14 protein-coding genes and 1 pseudogene are annotated in these 14,457 nt (G+C 69.8%); 10 read left to right on the forward strand and 5 right to left on the reverse strand.

Translation table 11 applies throughout. The annotated features are described in order from the left end of the window. Positions 1-199 precede the first annotated feature (199 nt). The 4 genes from FHX33_RS15930 to FHX33_RS15945 all read left to right on the forward strand — a co-directional run bounded on the left by FHX33_RS15930 (position 200) and on the right by FHX33_RS15945 (position 5,479). The gene (locus tag FHX33_RS15930) at positions 200-1,429 is read left to right on the forward strand and encodes a multidrug effflux MFS transporter (protein WP_039920922.1); all 1,230 of its coding nucleotides are present in this window, start codon (positions 200-202) and stop codon (positions 1,427-1,429) included. 99 nt (positions 1,430-1,528) lie between these two features. Beyond that, complete coding sequence (locus tag FHX33_RS15935) at positions 1,529-2,266, forward strand: phosphatase PAP2 family protein (RefSeq protein WP_021757377.1); 738 nt, start codon at positions 1,529-1,531, stop codon at positions 2,264-2,266. A 99-nt stretch (positions 2,267-2,365) separates the two neighbouring features. Further along, a complete protein-coding gene (locus FHX33_RS15940) occupies positions 2,366-3,637 on the forward strand; it encodes a saccharopine dehydrogenase family protein (protein ID WP_021757375.1) in 1,272 nt (423 codons plus the stop codon). 33 nt (positions 3,638-3,670) lie between these two features. Continuing rightward, positions 3,671-5,479 (forward strand): helicase HerA-like domain-containing protein, encoded by a 1,809-nt coding sequence (locus FHX33_RS15945; RefSeq protein ID WP_183428716.1) that lies wholly within the window; start codon positions 3,671-3,673, stop codon positions 5,477-5,479. A gap of 31 nt (positions 5,480-5,510) precedes the next feature. Here the strand turns inward: FHX33_RS15945 and FHX33_RS15950 are convergent, their stop codons facing one another. Next, on the reverse strand, positions 5,511-6,296 hold the full coding sequence (locus FHX33_RS15950; protein ID WP_021765159.1) for a DeoR/GlpR family DNA-binding transcription regulator: 786 nt from the start codon (positions 6,294-6,296) through the stop codon (positions 5,511-5,513). Between the two features lie 376 nt (positions 6,297-6,672). On the opposite strand from FHX33_RS15950, the gene FHX33_RS15955 reads away from it, so the two are divergent. From FHX33_RS15955 to FHX33_RS15965, 3 genes are read left to right on the forward strand one after another with little or no spacing between them, the layout of a single operon-like run. Further along, positions 6,673-7,914, forward strand: coding sequence for an extracellular solute-binding protein (locus FHX33_RS15955; RefSeq protein ID WP_021765158.1), 1,242 nt, complete (start codon positions 6,673-6,675; stop codon positions 7,912-7,914). 6 nt (positions 7,915-7,920) lie between these two features. After that, on the forward strand, positions 7,921-8,874 hold the full coding sequence (locus tag FHX33_RS15960; RefSeq protein ID WP_021765157.1) for a carbohydrate ABC transporter permease: 954 nt from the start codon (positions 7,921-7,923) through the stop codon (positions 8,872-8,874). Continuing rightward, positions 8,871-9,767 (forward strand): carbohydrate ABC transporter permease, encoded by an 897-nt coding sequence (locus FHX33_RS15965; protein WP_021765156.1) that lies wholly within the window; start codon positions 8,871-8,873, stop codon positions 9,765-9,767. Before FHX33_RS15960 ends, FHX33_RS15965 begins: the two co-directional genes overlap by 4 nt. Here the strand turns inward: FHX33_RS15965 and FHX33_RS15970 are convergent. Continuing rightward, on the reverse strand, positions 9,760-10,605 hold the full coding sequence (locus tag FHX33_RS15970; protein ID WP_183428717.1) for an aminoglycoside phosphotransferase family protein: 846 nt from the start codon (positions 10,603-10,605) through the stop codon (positions 9,760-9,762). The two genes, FHX33_RS15965 and FHX33_RS15970, sit on opposite strands and share 8 nt — an antisense overlap. Beyond that, complete coding sequence (locus FHX33_RS15975) at positions 10,602-11,417, reverse strand: helix-turn-helix domain-containing protein (protein ID WP_039920992.1); 816 nt, start codon at positions 11,415-11,417, stop codon at positions 10,602-10,604. The genes FHX33_RS15970 and FHX33_RS15975 overlap by 4 nt, the downstream gene beginning before the upstream one ends. A 17-nt stretch (positions 11,418-11,434) precedes the next feature. Between FHX33_RS15975 and FHX33_RS22205 the strand changes: the two genes are divergently transcribed. After that, entirely contained in the window at positions 11,435-12,043 is a 609-nt protein-coding gene (locus FHX33_RS22205) for a GNAT family N-acetyltransferase (RefSeq protein WP_021757809.1), read from the forward strand. 9 nt (positions 12,044-12,052) lie between these two features. Here FHX33_RS22205 and FHX33_RS15985 read toward each other — a convergent pair whose 3' ends face one another. Together FHX33_RS15985 and FHX33_RS15990 are read right to left on the reverse strand one after the other, a co-directional pair. Beyond that, entirely contained in the window at positions 12,053-12,589 is a 537-nt protein-coding gene (locus tag FHX33_RS15985; RefSeq protein WP_039920990.1) for a hypothetical protein, read from the reverse strand. A 51-nt stretch (positions 12,590-12,640) separates the two neighbouring features. After that, on the reverse strand, positions 12,641-12,868 hold the full coding sequence (locus FHX33_RS15990; RefSeq protein WP_039920988.1) for a hypothetical protein: 228 nt from the start codon (positions 12,866-12,868) through the stop codon (positions 12,641-12,643). A gap of 84 nt (positions 12,869-12,952) precedes the next feature. On the opposite strand from FHX33_RS15990, the gene FHX33_RS15995 reads away from it, so the two are divergent. Both FHX33_RS15995 and FHX33_RS16000 read left to right on the forward strand, forming a co-directional pair. Beyond that, positions 12,953-14,005: a LacI family DNA-binding transcriptional regulator gene (locus FHX33_RS15995; protein ID WP_021757804.1), complete on the forward strand. Its 1,053-nt coding sequence runs from the start codon at positions 12,953-12,955 to the stop codon at positions 14,003-14,005. Between the two features lie 125 nt (positions 14,006-14,130). Next, positions 14,131-14,457, forward strand: a pseudogene (locus tag FHX33_RS16000) (ABC transporter substrate-binding protein); the annotation flags it as partial.

Genomic DNA, 14,457 nt, shown 5'->3' on the forward strand with positions numbered 1-14,457 from the left:
CCCCCGGAATGCGGGGGATGCGCACGGTAACATCGGGCGGCCGCCTGCGATAGGATGAATGGTGTCGCCGAGTCGAATCGATTCGATTCCCGGCTTCGACCGACACCGGCACCGCGTGAACGCAGCGCGGTGCTTCTTCGTGCGTCCGCCGCCCGTGCGCCACTTCTCCCGCACCTCCGACCCAGCAAGGACCTTCTTCGTGACCACCGTCGTGCATCCCGGCGACTCCCTCTCCGGCCGTCAGCGCCTGGCGTACATCCTGATCCTCGGCGCGCTCACCGCGCTCGGGCCGTTCACGATCGACACCTATCTGCCGGCACTGCCGACGCTGCAGTCCGACTTCAACGTGTCGACCGCGGCGATCCAGTTGACGCTCACCGCGACGACCATCGGGTTCGGTCTCGGGCAGCTCCTGGTCGGTCCCTGGTCCGACAAGATCGGCCGGCGCACCCCGCTGATCGCGTCGACGGCCGTCCACATCCTGGCCTGCCTCGGCGCCGCGGTGGCGCCGAACGTCGAGCTGCTCGGCGTCGCCCGCGCGATGCAGGGGATCGGCGCGGCGGCGGGCGGTGTCGTCGCGATGGCGATGGTCCGCGACCTGTTCGGCGGCCGTCCGCTCGTGCGCATGCTCAGCCGCCTGGCGCTCGTGAACGGGCTCGCCCCGGTGCTCGCCCCCGTCATCGGATCGTGGCTGCTGCTCGTGATGCCGTGGCGCGGCATCTTCGTCGTGCTCGCGTTCTACGGGCTCTTCGTCATCGTGTGCGTCTCGCTCTGGATCGTCGAGACCCTCCCGAAGGCGCGTCGCCACGACGCCGGACACTCGACCGTCCGCCAGCGGTACAAGGCCGTGCTCTCCGACCGGGTGTTCGTCGGCATCGCGATCGTCGGCGCTGCGAACTTCACGGGTCTGTTCGCCTACCTGTCGTCGAGCTCGTTCATCTTCCAGGAGATCTACAAGTTCAACGCCCAGGAGTACGGCCTCCTCTTCGCGGTCAACTCCATCGGCATCATCATCGGAGTCCAGTCGTCGGCGCGGCTCACGAAGTACGTCGGCCCGCAGTGGATCCTCGCCGTCTCCACCGTCGTCATGTTCGTCGCGTCCGTCGTGATCGTGGTGCTCGATCAGGCGCACGTCGGCCTCTGGGGCACGGCCATCCCGCTGTGGTTCTTCATCGCGGCCTGCGGATTCGGCTTCCCGTGCGTGCAGGTGCTGGCGCTCAACAATCACGGCCACGAGGCCGGCACCGCGGCGAGCCTCCTGGGTGCGCTCAACTTCGGCATCGCGGGCATCGTCTCGCCGATCGTGGGCATTCTGGGCGTCGGCAGCGCGGCGCCGATGGGCTACGTGATGGCGGCCTGCGCCCTGGTGTCCATCTCCGCCCTCTGGCTGATCGTGCGCCCGCGCACGGTCCCCGCCCTCGCGCACTAGCCTCCCCGTTCCGCGAGACGTGACTCGCTGCGGGTGCGGAGGCGCCCGCACCCGCAACCACTCACGTCTCGTGTCAGGTTTCGCGGGTACGGTGGGGCGATGGATGCGGACGACCAGCCAGACGCCCCGGCCACCCAGCACGAGCAGTTGCGGCAGGCCGCCCGGATCAGCCGCTTCTGGCCGGTGATCTCGGCCTCTGTCGCCGTGCTCCTCGTGCTCGGTCTCGGCGCGATCATCGCGTTCCGCCCCACCGAGCCGTTCTCCCTCGACCTCGAGTGGATGCAGGAGATCGTCGAGCACCGCTCGCCCTTCTGGCTCGGCCCGGCCCTCTTCTTCAACTACGCCGGGGGAGGGATCGTCGGCTCGGCGGTGATCCCCGTGGTGATCGTGCTGCTGCTGCTCGCGTTCCGTCGGCCGTGGGGTGCCCTGTTCTTCGCGTCGGCCAGCATCCTGTCGGTCGTCCTCGTCCAAGTGCTGAAGCACACGGTCGGGCGGGCGCGGCCGACTGAGATCCTGGTGAACGCCGACGCGGGTTCATTCCCGTCCGGGCATACGGCGAACGCGGCCACGATGGTGGTCGTGCTCGCCATCCTCTTTCCGCGCGTCTGGGTCTGGTGCCTGGGCGTCGCGTGGGCGCTGCTCATGGCGGTCAGCCGCACGTATCTCGGCGCCCACTGGATGAGCGACACGGTCGGCGGCCTGCTGCTCGGGGCGGCCGTCGCCGTCATCGTGTGGGCGCCGCTCGCCTACCGCCTCGCCCGTGAGCGCACCCTTCCGCACCCCTTCCTGCGCTCGCGCGCGCCCGGCACCCCCTCCTCCACCTCTCCGACGCCATAGCCCGAGGTTCACGACGTGGCGGCCATTCGCGCCCGAATGGCCGCCACGTCGTGAACTTCGCAGGCCCGAGGAGGCGCAGCGGGCAGTACTGTGGCGGCCATGAGGATTCTGCTGGTCGGCGCGGGCGGCGTGGGCGACGCCATCGCCAAGATCGCCGCGCGCCGCACGTTCTACGACACCATCACCGTGAGCGACTACGACGTCGCGCGCGCCGAGCGGACCGTCGGGTGGATCCGCGCCCGGCACGGTGAGGAGGCGGCGTCCCGCTTCCGCACCGCCGCGATCGACGCCTCCGACCCCGACTCGGTGGAGGCCGTGGCGCGCGAGCACCGCGCGACCCACGTCATGAACGCGGTCGAGCCGAAGTTCGTGCCGACCATCTTCGCCGGCGCCTTCGCGGCGGGAGCCGACTACCTCGACATGGCGATGAGCCTGTCGGAGCCGCATCCGACCGACCCCTACGAGAAGACGGGCGTGAAGCTCGGCGACGACCAGTTCGCCCTGCGCGGCGACTGGGAGGCAGCCGGCCGGCTCGCCCTGGTCGGCATGGGGGTCGAGCCCGGGCTCTCGGACGTCTTCGCGCGCTTCGCCGCTGACGAGCTGTTCTCATCCATCGACGAGCTCGGCACCCGGGACGGCGCGAATCTCGTGGTGCGCGACGAGGCCGGCAACGAGATCTTCGCGCCGTCGTTCTCGATCTGGACCACCATCGAGGAGTGCCTGAACCCGCCCGTGATCTTCGAGAAGGACACCGGATGGTTCACCACCCCGCCCTTCAGCGAGCCGGAGGTCTTCGACTTCCCCGAGGGAATCGGCCCAGTGGAGTGCGTGAACGTCGAGCACGAGGAGGTGCTGCTCATGCCGCGCTGGCTCGACGCCAAGCGCGTGACGTTCAAGTACGGGCTGGGGGAGGAGTTCATCGGCGTGCTGAAGACCCTCCACCTGCTGGGCCTCGACTCAACGACGCCGGTCCGCGTGCGCAGCGCCGGCGGCCCGGTGGAGGTCGCGCCGCGTGATGTCGTCGCCGCTGCCCTGCCCGACCCGGCGACGATCGGGCCGCTGATGACGGGGAAGACCTGTGCCGGTGTGAACGTGACCGGCATCGGAGTGGACGGCGCCCCGCGCGAGGTCTACCTGTACCACGTCAGCGACAACGAGTGGACGATGCGCGAGTACGAGTGCCAGTGCGTCGTCTGGCAGACCGCGCTCAACCCCGTCATCGCACTCGAGCTGCTGGCGAAGGGCGCCTGGCGCGGGACGGGCGTGCTCGGGCCGGAGGCGTTCCCCGCGCGGCCGTTCCTCGAGCTCATGGAACGGCCCGAGCGCGAGGGCGGCTACGGGCAGGCGTGGGGGATGCGCGAAGCACGCTAGGCGGCGCACCGGCCCGTCAGTAGGCTGAGCCGCATGAGCGACGCTGAAGCGCTGGCGGAGACCGCCGCGAAGCTGCAGGCCGAGGCGGAGGAGGCGCTGCGCAAGGCGCAGGAGGCGGCGGCTGCGGCCGCTGCCGCGCAGGAGGCGGCGCAGGCGGCACCGGCGGCACCGCCCGCATCCACTGCCTCCGCCGAACCCGCGGCCGGCCCGCTCTCCGCCGACGCCGTCGCCGCCGTCCGCGCCGGCTACGCCTTCGACGCACCCGCCCTCGAGATCGGCGCGCTCGTCAACGGCGACCCGCTCGCCGACGTTCCCGTGCGCATCCCGCTCGCCATGACCAACCGGCACGGGCTGGTCGCCGGCGCGACCGGGACGGGCAAGACCAAGACGCTGCAGGTGCTCGCCGAGCAGCTGGCCGCGGCGGGCGTCCCGGTGTTCGCCGCCGACATCAAGGGCGACCTCTCGGGCATCGCGGTCCCCGGCGAGTCCAGCGACAAGCTGCTGGAGCGCACCCGCGGCATCGGCCAGGACTGGACCCCGCGCGCGGCCACGACCGAGTTCTTCTCGCTCGGCGGCGTCGGCCGCGGCGTGCCCATCCGGGCGACCGTCGCCGGGTTCGGCCCGCTGCTGCTCTCGAAGGTGCTCGGACTCAACGACACCCAGGAGTCGAGCCTGGGCCTCGTCTTCCACTACGCCGACCAGGCCGGCCTCCCGCTGCTCGACCTCGCCGACCTCCGCGCCGTGCTCACCTACCTGACGGGCGATGACGGCAAGGCCGAGCTCGCCGGGCTGGGCGGCCTGTCGAGCGCGACCGTGGGCGTCATCCTGCGCGAGCTGATCGCGTTCGCCGACCAGGGCGCCGAGGCGTTCTTCGGCGAGCCGGAGATCGACACCGCCGAGTTCCTGCGGGTCGCGCCGGACGGGACGGGCGTGGTCAGCCTCCTGGAGGTGCCCGGCGTGCAGGACAAGCCCGCCGTCTTCTCGACGTTCCTGATGTGGCTCCTCGCCGACCTGTTCAACGATCTGCCGGAGGTCGGGGATCTGGACAAGCCGAAGCTGGTCTTCTTCTTCGACGAGGCGCACCTGCTGTTCAAGGGAGCCTCCAAGGACTTCATCGCCTCGATCACCCAGACCGTGCGCCTCATCCGGTCGAAGGGCGTCGGCATCTTCTTCGTCACGCAGACGCCGAAGGATGTGCCGAGCGACGTGCTCGCGCAGCTCGGCTCGCGCGTGCAGCACCAGCTGCGCGCCTTCACGCCCGACGACGCGAAGGCGCTCAAGGCGACGGTGTCGACCTACCCGAAGTCGGGCTACGACCTGGCCGAGGTGCTGCAGTCCCTCGGCACCGGGGAGGCCATCGTCACCGTCATGAACGAGAAGGGCGCGCCCAGCCCGGTCGCCTGGACCCGGCTGCGCGCACCGCAGGGGTCCATGTCACCGGCCCCGGAGGCGCAGATGGAGGCCACGGTCGCCGCCTCCCCGCTGCAGGCGAAATACGGCACCCCCGTCGATCGCGACTCGGCGCGGGAGCAGCTCGCCCGCAAGCTCGACGCCGCCGCGGCCGCAGCCGACGCCGCAGCGCAGGCCCAGGCGCAGGCGGAGGCTGCCGCTGCCGCGGAGAAGGCGGCAGCAGCGCAGGCGAAGGCCGACGCGAAGGCCCAGGCCGCCGCGCAGAAGGAGTACGAGCGCATCCTCAAGAGCACCTCGCCCACCCGGACCACCCGCCGGACGACCCCCAAGCCCGCCCCCAACGTGCTGGAGCAGGTGCTCGGCTCGAAGGCGACCCGTGACATCCTCACGGGCGTGGTGGAGGGGATCTTCGGTACGCGCAAGCGGCGCTAGCCGCCGCTCCTCGCAGCCTCTGGACCTCGTCTCAGACGACGATGATCTCGTATCCGCGTTCGATGAACGCAGCGCGCTGCTCGTCGGTGATGCCGGTGTCGGTGATGAGTGTGGTGAGACTCGTGGGTCCGGTCACAGTGGCGAAGGCCGTCCGGCCCATCTTCGACGAGTCGGCGACGAACACGGCGCGCGTCGCTCGCCGGGCCATGAGGGAGTTGACGCTCGCCTCGCCCTCGTCGTGCACCGTCGGCCCGATGACGGGGTCGATGGCGTCCACGGCGATGAACGCGACGTCCATGGTGATCTTCTCCAGGACCGCGTCGGTGTAGGGGCCGACCAGCTCGTACGAACGCGAGTGGACGACGCCCCCGGTGACGACGATCTTGATCTGCGGGCGGATGACGAGCTGCGCCGCGATGTTGATCGCATTGGTGACGACGGTGAGGTTCGGGTAGGGCGACGGCTCCAGCAGGTCGGAGCGGGAGGCCAGTGCGGTCGCGATCGCCGTGCTCGTGGTGCCCCCGGAGAGGCCGACGACGGCGCCGCGCGGGACGAGGGCGCTCGCCGCCTGCGCGATGCGCAGCTTCTGCTGGGCGTGCTGATCGTGCTTGTAGCGGAGTGGCAGGTCGTAGGCCACGGACTGGCCGATCGCTCCGCCGCGGGTGCGCGTGAGCATCTGCTGCGAGGCGAGCGCGTCCAGGTCGCGGCGGGCGGTCGCCGCGGAGACGTTGAGCGTCGTGACGATGTCCTCCACCTCGACCTGGCCGGTCTCGGCCAAGAGGTCGAGGACGGCGCCGAGCCGCTGGGCTCTGCTCATCGCCGTGCGTTCGCGGTTCCGCTCGCCCGGTCGCGCCGGGCCGGACAGCGCGAGCGCGCCGTCGTCGTCGTGTGCCCCGGCGGTGGATGAGCGTGTCACGGGCCGCTCCTGTCCTGTGCCGTCGGGCGGTTGCGCGAATGTCTCTGGCAATGATTCCGCATGATCGAAGCCCTTGTCTAGTGATCACATTCGATCACTTCTATTTCGGGCTCGATGCTTGACGTCCTGCCCCCGAAAGGGGCATGATCGCCAGCATCCATTGAGTGAAAGTGCTTGTTTCCCACGGGAACACGTCAATAAACATCAACGGCTCCGCATTGACGCGCAGGCACCTCAGCAGTATCGGCACGTGTTTCTTCGAGAAGTGGGGAAGTCAATGAAGAAGTCACTCCGGTGGGGAGCGGCGGTCGCGACCGTCGCCGTCACCACCATGACACTCGCCTCCTGCGGCTTCAGCGGCGGGTCGGGAGGCTCGTCCGGCGGCGCGCAGACGCTCGACCTGATGGTGGCGAGCTATTCGGACAATACGAAGGCCGAATGGCAGCAGATCATCAAAGACTTCGAGGCCAAGAACAGCGACATCACGGTCAATCTCGACGTGGAGTCCTGGACGGACATCAACAACGTCATCAAGACGCGCATCCAGGCGCAGAAGCAGCCCGACATCCTGAACATCGACGCGTTCGCGGGATTCGCGGCGGACGACCTGCTCTACCCCGCCAAGGACATCGTCTCGGCCTCGACGTTCGACGACTTCCAGGACGCGTTCAAGAAGAACGCGAGCATCGACGGCACGCAGTACGGCCTCCCGTTCATCGCCTCCGCGCGCGCCCTGTTCTACAACAAGGACGACTTCGCGAAGGCCGGCATCTCGGCGCCGCCGAAGACGTGGGCCGAGTTCGAGGAGGACGCGGGCAAGCTCAAGGCGGCCGGGGTCACGGCGTACGGGATGCCGCTCGGAAGTGAGGAGGCGCAGGCGGAGACGGCGATCTGGTTCTACGGAGCAGGCGGCGGCTACGGCGACGCCAAGAAGCTCACGATCGACAGCTCGCAGAACGTCGAGGGTGCCACCGAGATGAAGAAGATCATCGACCAGGGCTACACCGAGCCGAACCCGGGTTCGACCAACCGCACTCCGCTGCTCAACGTCTTCATCCAGGGGCAGCTGGGCATGCAGATCGGCCTCCCGCCGACGGTCGGGCAGATCAAGGACAAGAACCCGTCGCTCAACTACGGGGTCGCGCCGATCCCGACCAAGGACGGCTCCTCCTTCACCCTGGGCGTCGCCGACCACCTGATGGCCTTCAAGAACAAGACCGACAAGAAGGCCGCGATCACGAAGTTCCTCGACTACTTCTACTCGCCCGCCGTCTACACCAAGTGGGTGGGCGCGGAGGGCTTCCTGCCGACGACCAAGTCGGGCGCGAAGGAGATGGCCTCGGACGAGACCATCAAGCCGTTCCTCGACCTGCTGCCGGACGCGAAGTTCTACCCGTCCACCAACCCGGACTGGTCGGCCGCGCAGGGCGCGATCCAGAGCCAGATCGGACAGCTCGGCCAGGGCGCGGTCCCGGCCGACCTGCTGAAGTCCATCCAGGCCAAGGCCGACGGCCAGTAATCCCGGATGACCAGCACCGCTGAGTCGACGCGCGCGGGGGCGGCTTCCGGCCGCCCCCGTCGCGGGTCCCCACCGAGGCGCTCCGGCGCGTCCGACCTGCTCCACGCCGTGCCGTGGACGCTGCCCGCCCTCCTCCTGATCTTCGGGATCGTGCTGTTCCCGGCCGGCTACATGATCTTCAACTCGACGCGGAAGATCTCCATCGCCGGCGTCGACCACGGTTCCGTGGGGCTGCAGAACTATCTGACGGTGCTCTCCCGCCCGGAGCTTCCCGGCATCCTGCTGAACACTCTCGTGTGGGTCGTCGCCGTCGTCGCCATCACCGTGGTGATCGGGCTCGCGCTCGCCCAGTTCCTCGACAAGAACTTCCCGGGCCGCCGCTGGGTGCGGATGGCGATCATCGTCCCGTGGGCGGCGAGCGTCGTGATGACGACGACCGTGTTCGTGTACGGTCTCGACCCGTTCTACGGGATCATCAACAAGTTCCTCGTCGACATCCACCTGCTCGCGGAGCCGTTCGGCTTCACGAAGGAGCCGGTGCCGGCGTTCATCTCCTCGATCGCTATCGCGGTGTTCGTGTCGCTGCCGTTCACGACCTACACGATCCTGGCGGGGCTCGCCGGCATCCCGGGCGACATGCTGGAGGCGGCGAAGGTGGATGGGGCGAGCGCCGCCCGCTCCTACTTCGGCGTGACACTCCCGAACCTGCGGAACGCGATCGCCCTGGCGGCGCTCATCAACATCATCAACGTGTTCAACTCGCTCCCGATCCTCAAGCTGATGACGGGCTCGATCCCCGGCTACAAGGCCGATACGACGACGACCTACGTCTTCAAGCTGCTGCAGAACGAGCAGCGCATCGACCTGTCGAGCGCGCTCAGCGTGATCAACTTCCTGATCGTCCTGGTCGTCGTCGCGCTGTACCTGTGGATCGTGAAGCCGATGAGGGAGGTCGCATGACCGCGCCGGCCCCGACTCTGGTGGCGGGGGCTCCGCAGGTGCGCCGTCGTCGTTCCCGCCTCTCGGGCTCCCCGGGGCGCGTCGTCGGCAAGACGCTCGCCGGAGTGGTCATCGCCCTCGTCTTCATCGCGCCGTACCTGATCATGCTGGTCGGCTCGTTCAAGTCGCGGAACAACATCCTCCAGGTGCCGCCGACCTATCTGCCCGACCAGTGGCATCCCGAGAACTACCTCACGATGTGGTCGACGCCGGAGACGCCGCTCCCGCTCAACCTCATCTCGACCATCGTGATCTCGGTGTTCGCGACGCTGCTGGTACTCGTGGTCTGCGTGCCCGCCGCGTACTACACGGCGCGGTTCCGGTTCCCGGGTCGCGGAGTGTTCCTCTTCCTGGTGATCGTGACGCAGATGCTGCAGCCCACGGTCCTCGCGACGGGCCTGTTCAAGGAGATGGTCGCGCTCGGGATCAACGACACCTGGCTGGCCATGATCCTCATCAACGCGGCGTTCAACCTCGCGTTCGCCATCTGGATCATGCACACCTTCTTCGCCGGAGTGCCCAAGGAGGTGGACGAGGCCGCGCAGCTCGACGGGGCCGGCAAGTGGACGGTGCTCTTCCGCGTCCAGCTCCCGCTGGTGTGGCCCGGCATCGTGACGGCGATCATCTACACCTTCGTCGCCTCGTGGAACGAGTTCGCCGCGAGCCTGGTGATCCTGTCCACGGACGCGAACCAGCCGCTGTCGGTGGCGCTGACCAAGTTCGTCGGTCAGTACGACGCCGCGTGGCAGTACGTGTTCGCGGTCTCGGTCGTGGCCGTGATCCCCGTCGTGGTGCTCTTCGCGCTGATCGAGAAGCGCCTGGTCGGCGGACTCACCGCCGGCAGCGTCAAGTGAGGGGCCGGACTCCGAGGAGGGTGCGGACGCGCTGACCGACTCCGATCGCGATGGGTGCGTCCTCCCCGCTCCGCTCGCTCCAGGCTGCGGAGAGTGCGGTCCAGGCGAGCGCCCAGCGCAGCAGGGCGCGCTCGTCGAGGCCCGACTCCGCCGCGATCACCCCGGCCGTGCGCTCCAGGCGGCCAGGGCGGAGCGCGACGGCGGCGTCGGGGTTGCACAGGATGTTGAGCAGGTCGAAAGCGGGGTCGCCGTGCAGCGGCTTCGAGTCGATCGCGAGCCAGCCGCGCTCGCCGAAGTCGAGCACATTGCCGTGGTGCAGGTCGCCGTGAAGGACGACGTCGGCGGTGGGATGCGCGAGCAGCGCCCGCGCCTCGGCGGCGGCCGCCGGGTAGAGCCCGTCGTGGTCGTCCGGCCGGTCGGCGGCCTGCTCGAACAGCTCGCCGAACCACTCGTCGAGCGGATGCAGCCCGGCCGGCCGCGCGCCGGCACCCACGGTGTGGAGGCGGCGGCCGGCGCGGCACAGGATGCGCGTGGCGTCGTCGTCGCCCGCCGGACCCGAACGCGCGAGCTCGATCAGCGACCGCGGTCCCTCCGCGCGCTCCAGCAGCACGGCTCGCCCGTCGTCCCCGAACTCCAGCACCTCCGCCGCGCCCGCACCGGACCACCAGCGCAGCACGTGCGCGCCGGCGGCCTCCTCGTCGACGAGGGCGCACTTGAGGAACGCCGGCCGGCCATCCCGGCGCACCGGCTGCAGGGCGCTCGACGGGGTGACGAACGGGTCGCCGTCCGGGGTCAGCGCCCAGCGCTCGCGCCAGCCGGCGAGCAGCGAGTCGCTCATCGCCCTCCTTCGCGCGCGGCGTACGCGCCCGGCGGTGCACCGATCACGGCCCGGAACTCCCGACTGAAATGCGCCTGGTCCGCGTATCCGAGGTCGAGCGCGAGTGTGGCGAGCGCGGGAGGTTCGGTCGAGCGCAGAGCCGCCGCGGCCTCCTGCAGCCGGTAGCGCTGGATGAGCCATTTTGGGCCGAAGCCGATGTGCCCGGCGACCAGGCGCTGGAGGTGTCGGACGCCGAGGCCGAACCGCGCGGCGAGATCCTCGACGCGGCGCAGTTCGCGGTCCTCCTCGACGGTTGCGACGATCTCGTCGACGAGCCGGGCCTCCTCGCCCGGCACCGGGAGGCCGCCCAGCCAGCTCTCGACGACGGTGACCGCGGCCGCGTCGTCGCCGTCGGCCATCGCGACGCGGACCACGGGCAGCAGGTCATCCAGCCCGTCGAGGGCGAGCTCGCTCGCGGGAAGGGCGGCGGGCAGCGAACGGAGGGAGGCGCCGGTCCAGCCGCGCGCGACACCCGGGCGCAGCAGCATCCCGAACGCCCATCCCGATCCGCGCAGGGTGCGGCCGCTCACGCCCCGGCTCGCCCGGTGCAGCAGGGCGGAGTCGGGCTCGATCACGAGGTTCGCCGCCGGGTACTCGAGCACCTGCGGGCGCAGGGTCCGCCCCTCCGGCAGGGTCCAGCGCGGCAGCCAGTAGTGCCGGACGAACGCGCTCGCCGCGTCGCCGGGGAAGACCCGGCCGATCCGCACGGGCTCGTCGCCGGTGCGCGTGAGCAGGCCGTTGCTGCGTGGCACGGCGGCGGTGTGCGGACTCACGCTGCCATACTTTCACGGTGAGCTCGATCCGTCCCTTCCAGCCGGCCGACCGCGACGATGTCTACGCGATCTGCGTCCGGACCGGGGCGAGCGGTCAGGACGCGACCGGTGCGTACTCCAGCGACGACCTGCTGCCCGACGTCTTCGCCGGGCCGTACATCGCCTACCAGCCCGATCTCGCCTTCGTCGTCGACACCGGCGATCACGTGGCGGGCTATGTGATCGCCGTCGCCGACAGCCTCGCCTTCGCCGACTGGTACGAGGCGGAATGGCTCCCGGCGTTCCGCGCGAAGTACCCGCTGGAGCGGGCCAGGGACGACGCCGAACGCCAGGCGATCGGCTTCGGACTCGACGTGCGCGAGGCGATCGTGCCCGAGGTCGACCGGTTCCCGGCGCACCTCCACATCGACCTGCTCCCCGAACTGCAGGGCCAGGGCTTCGGGCGCGCGCTCATCCGCACCCTGCTCGCTGCGCTGCGGGAACGCGGCGTGCCCGGCGTCTACCTCACGATGTCGCCCTCGAACCACGGCGCCCGGGCGTTCTACGAGCGGCTCGGCTTCACCGAGCTGCCGTCGAGCACACCGGACGCTCCGGCCCTCGGGATCGCGACCGACGCGACGCTCTGACGCCCGGGTTCAGCGCCCGACGAGCGCCGGGACCCGCTCGAACCAGTAGAGCAGTTCGGGGGAGGTGCGCCGCAGCTGGGCCAGCGTCATCGAGTCCTGCGGGCGCGTCACGGGGATGTCGAGCTCCTCGGCCACGCGCTCCATGTCCTCGAGGGACCAGAACTGCCCGCGCATCCGGATCAGGAGGCGGCCGTCCAGCCCGGTGATGAAGAGCTGGGGCAGGGTGTCGAGTGTGCTGCTCTCGTAGAGCTGCACCAGGAGGACAGATCCGACCTCCGCCGGACGCACGGCGACCACGCGGCCGAAGAAGCCGCGCTCCCGCACCCCGTCGGTGCCCACGGTGATCGTGACGCTCAGGAACGAGTAGACGCAGAGCACGGTGGCCGCGACGACCAGCAGGTGCGCGATCAGCACGAGCGGCCAGCCGCCGGTCGGGATCGACAGCCAGTAGAGCACGGCGAACACGGGGGTCGTCAGCGCCAGGATGGCGATCACGCCGCGCGTGAACAGGTACCGGAAGGGGCGCAGCACTGTTTCGCGCGTCACGCCTGTCTCCCGTCCGAGTTCCCGTTGCTCTGTCATCGAACCGAGCCTGACTTATCGGTCGGTGTCTCCGGTAGCGGCATTTTGGGGGACACGGGCCGCTTTCGCGGCGAGTTCGCGGGCCCGGATGCTGCGCACGCGGAACGCGCTCAGGATGGTCGCGAGCACCCCGACGGCGAAAAGGATGACGGTGCCGGCGTCGTGCATCGAGCGCCCGATGAGCAGCGTGATCACCGCGATGACCGCGGTGGCGCACAGCTGGGAGAACATCTTCTTGCTCATCGTCCCCATCTAACAGGAACCGGGTTCGCGGTGCCGACCCGTGAGGTGTGAATAGGATGTCTCCAGATCGAGGAGGGGTGAGAGGTGGCGACGCTCCGGGATGTCGCGGCCTTGGCGGGGGTTTCCGTCAAGACCGTTTCTAACGTTGTGAACGATTTCGAGTTCGTGCGCCCGTCGACCCGTGCGAAGGTCCAGGCCGCGATCGCCGAACTCGGTTACCAGCCGAACCTCGCCGCCCGCCAGCTGCGCGCCGGCCGCACGGGTGTGATCGGCCTCGCCGTCCCCGAGCTCCGCTTCAGCTACTTCGCCGAGCTGGCCGACGCCGTGCTGGAGGCGGCACGCGCCCGCGACTACGTGGTGCTCATCGAGCAGACCGGAGGGGCGCGAGAGGCTGAGATCGCCCTGCTCACCGGCTCGCGGACGGCCATGATGGACGGTCTCTTGTTCTCGCCCCTCGGCCTCTCCATCGACGACGCGGAGGTGCTCGACGTCTCGTACCCGCTGGTGCTGCTCGGAGAGCGGATCTTCGACGGACCCACCGATCACGTCGTCATCCAGAACGTGGAGGGCGCCGCCCTGGCCACCCGCCATCTGCTCGACGGCGGCCGGCGGCGCATCGCGGTGCTCGGCGCGCACGAGGGGGAGCGGGTCGGGTCGGCTGCGCTGCGCCTCCGCGGCCACCGCAACGCCCTCGATCAGGCCGGGATCGCGTTCGACCCGGCGCTCGTGGTCGCGCGGGAGGGGTGGCACCGCCGGGACGGCGCGGAGGCGATGCAGGAGCTGCTGGACAGGGGAGTCCCGTTCGACGCGGTCTTCGCGCTCAACGACGAGCTGGCCCTCGGTGCCCTGCGCACCCTGGCCCAGCACCACGTGGCCGTTCCGGAGGAGGTCGCCGTCATCGGCTACGACAACGTGACCGAGTCGCAGTTCGCGATGCCGAGCCTGTCGACCGTGGACCCGAATCGTGCTCGCGTCGCCGAGATCGCGGTGGAGGCACTGGTCGAGCGGATCGCCGGCCGTGTTCCGGCCGGGACGGGCCCCCGCCTGTTCGACGTGCCCGCGACCCTGGTGAAGCGGGAGTCCGCTCCCGCGCTCGCTGAAGCCGGCGCCGGGACGCCGGTCTCCGCCTCGGTCTGAGGCGTCGGGGAACCGACGTTGACGGAGCCCGGCGACGTTTGTACAATCGCTTCTACAACGTTGGAATTGCATCGTTGTAAACCCGACCCGATCCACGACGCGATCGGGCACACGAGAGGCATTCAATGAAGAAACTGCTTGCGACGCTCGCCGCCGCGGCCGGCGTCTCCCTGGCGCTCGCGGGCTGCTCCGGCTCGTCGGGCACGGACTCGTCCGGCCCCGTCACGCTCACCTTCTGGCACGGCTACACGGAGGCCGACGGCAAGGTGCTCGACCAGATCGTCGACGACTTCAACAAGTCGCAGGACAAGATCACCATCAAGACCACCACCAAGACCTGGGCCGTCATCGGCGACACCCTCCTCCCGGCGCTGTCGGCCAAGAAGGGGCCGGACATCGTCGCCATGCCGGCGGAGAATCTCCCGGTCTACGCCTCCAAGGGCGCCTTCGCG

This window comes from Leifsonia aquatica (genome assembly GCF_014190775.1).
In the GTDB taxonomy this organism is placed as follows: Bacteria; Actinomycetota; Actinomycetes; order Actinomycetales; family Microbacteriaceae; genus Leifsonia; species Leifsonia aquatica.

Excerpts from the sequence above, each read along its gene's own strand:
- FHX33_RS15945 (WP_183428716.1), top strand. The coding sequence starts at position 3,671 with ATGAGCGACGCTGAAGCGCTGGCGGAGACCGCCGCGAAGCTGCAGGCC.
- FHX33_RS15950 (WP_021765159.1), bottom strand. The coding sequence starts at position 6,296 with ATGAGCAGAGCCCAGCGGCTCGGCGCCGTCCTCGACCTCTTGGCCGAG.
- FHX33_RS15990 (WP_039920988.1), bottom strand. The coding sequence starts at position 12,868 with ATGAGCAAGAAGATGTTCTCCCAGCTGTGCGCCACCGCGGTCATCGCG.
- FHX33_RS15955 (WP_021765158.1), top strand. The coding sequence starts at position 6,673 with ATGAAGAAGTCACTCCGGTGGGGAGCGGCGGTCGCGACCGTCGCCGTC.
- FHX33_RS15935 (WP_021757377.1), top strand. The coding sequence starts at position 1,529 with ATGGATGCGGACGACCAGCCAGACGCCCCGGCCACCCAGCACGAGCAG.
- FHX33_RS15940 (WP_021757375.1), top strand. The coding sequence starts at position 2,366 with ATGAGGATTCTGCTGGTCGGCGCGGGCGGCGTGGGCGACGCCATCGCC.
- FHX33_RS15965 (WP_021765156.1), top strand. The coding sequence starts at position 8,871 with ATGACCGCGCCGGCCCCGACTCTGGTGGCGGGGGCTCCGCAGGTGCGC.
- FHX33_RS15960 (WP_021765157.1), top strand. The coding sequence starts at position 7,921 with ATGACCAGCACCGCTGAGTCGACGCGCGCGGGGGCGGCTTCCGGCCGC.
- FHX33_RS15970 (WP_183428717.1), bottom strand. The coding sequence starts at position 10,605 with ATGAGCGACTCGCTGCTCGCCGGCTGGCGCGAGCGCTGGGCGCTGACC.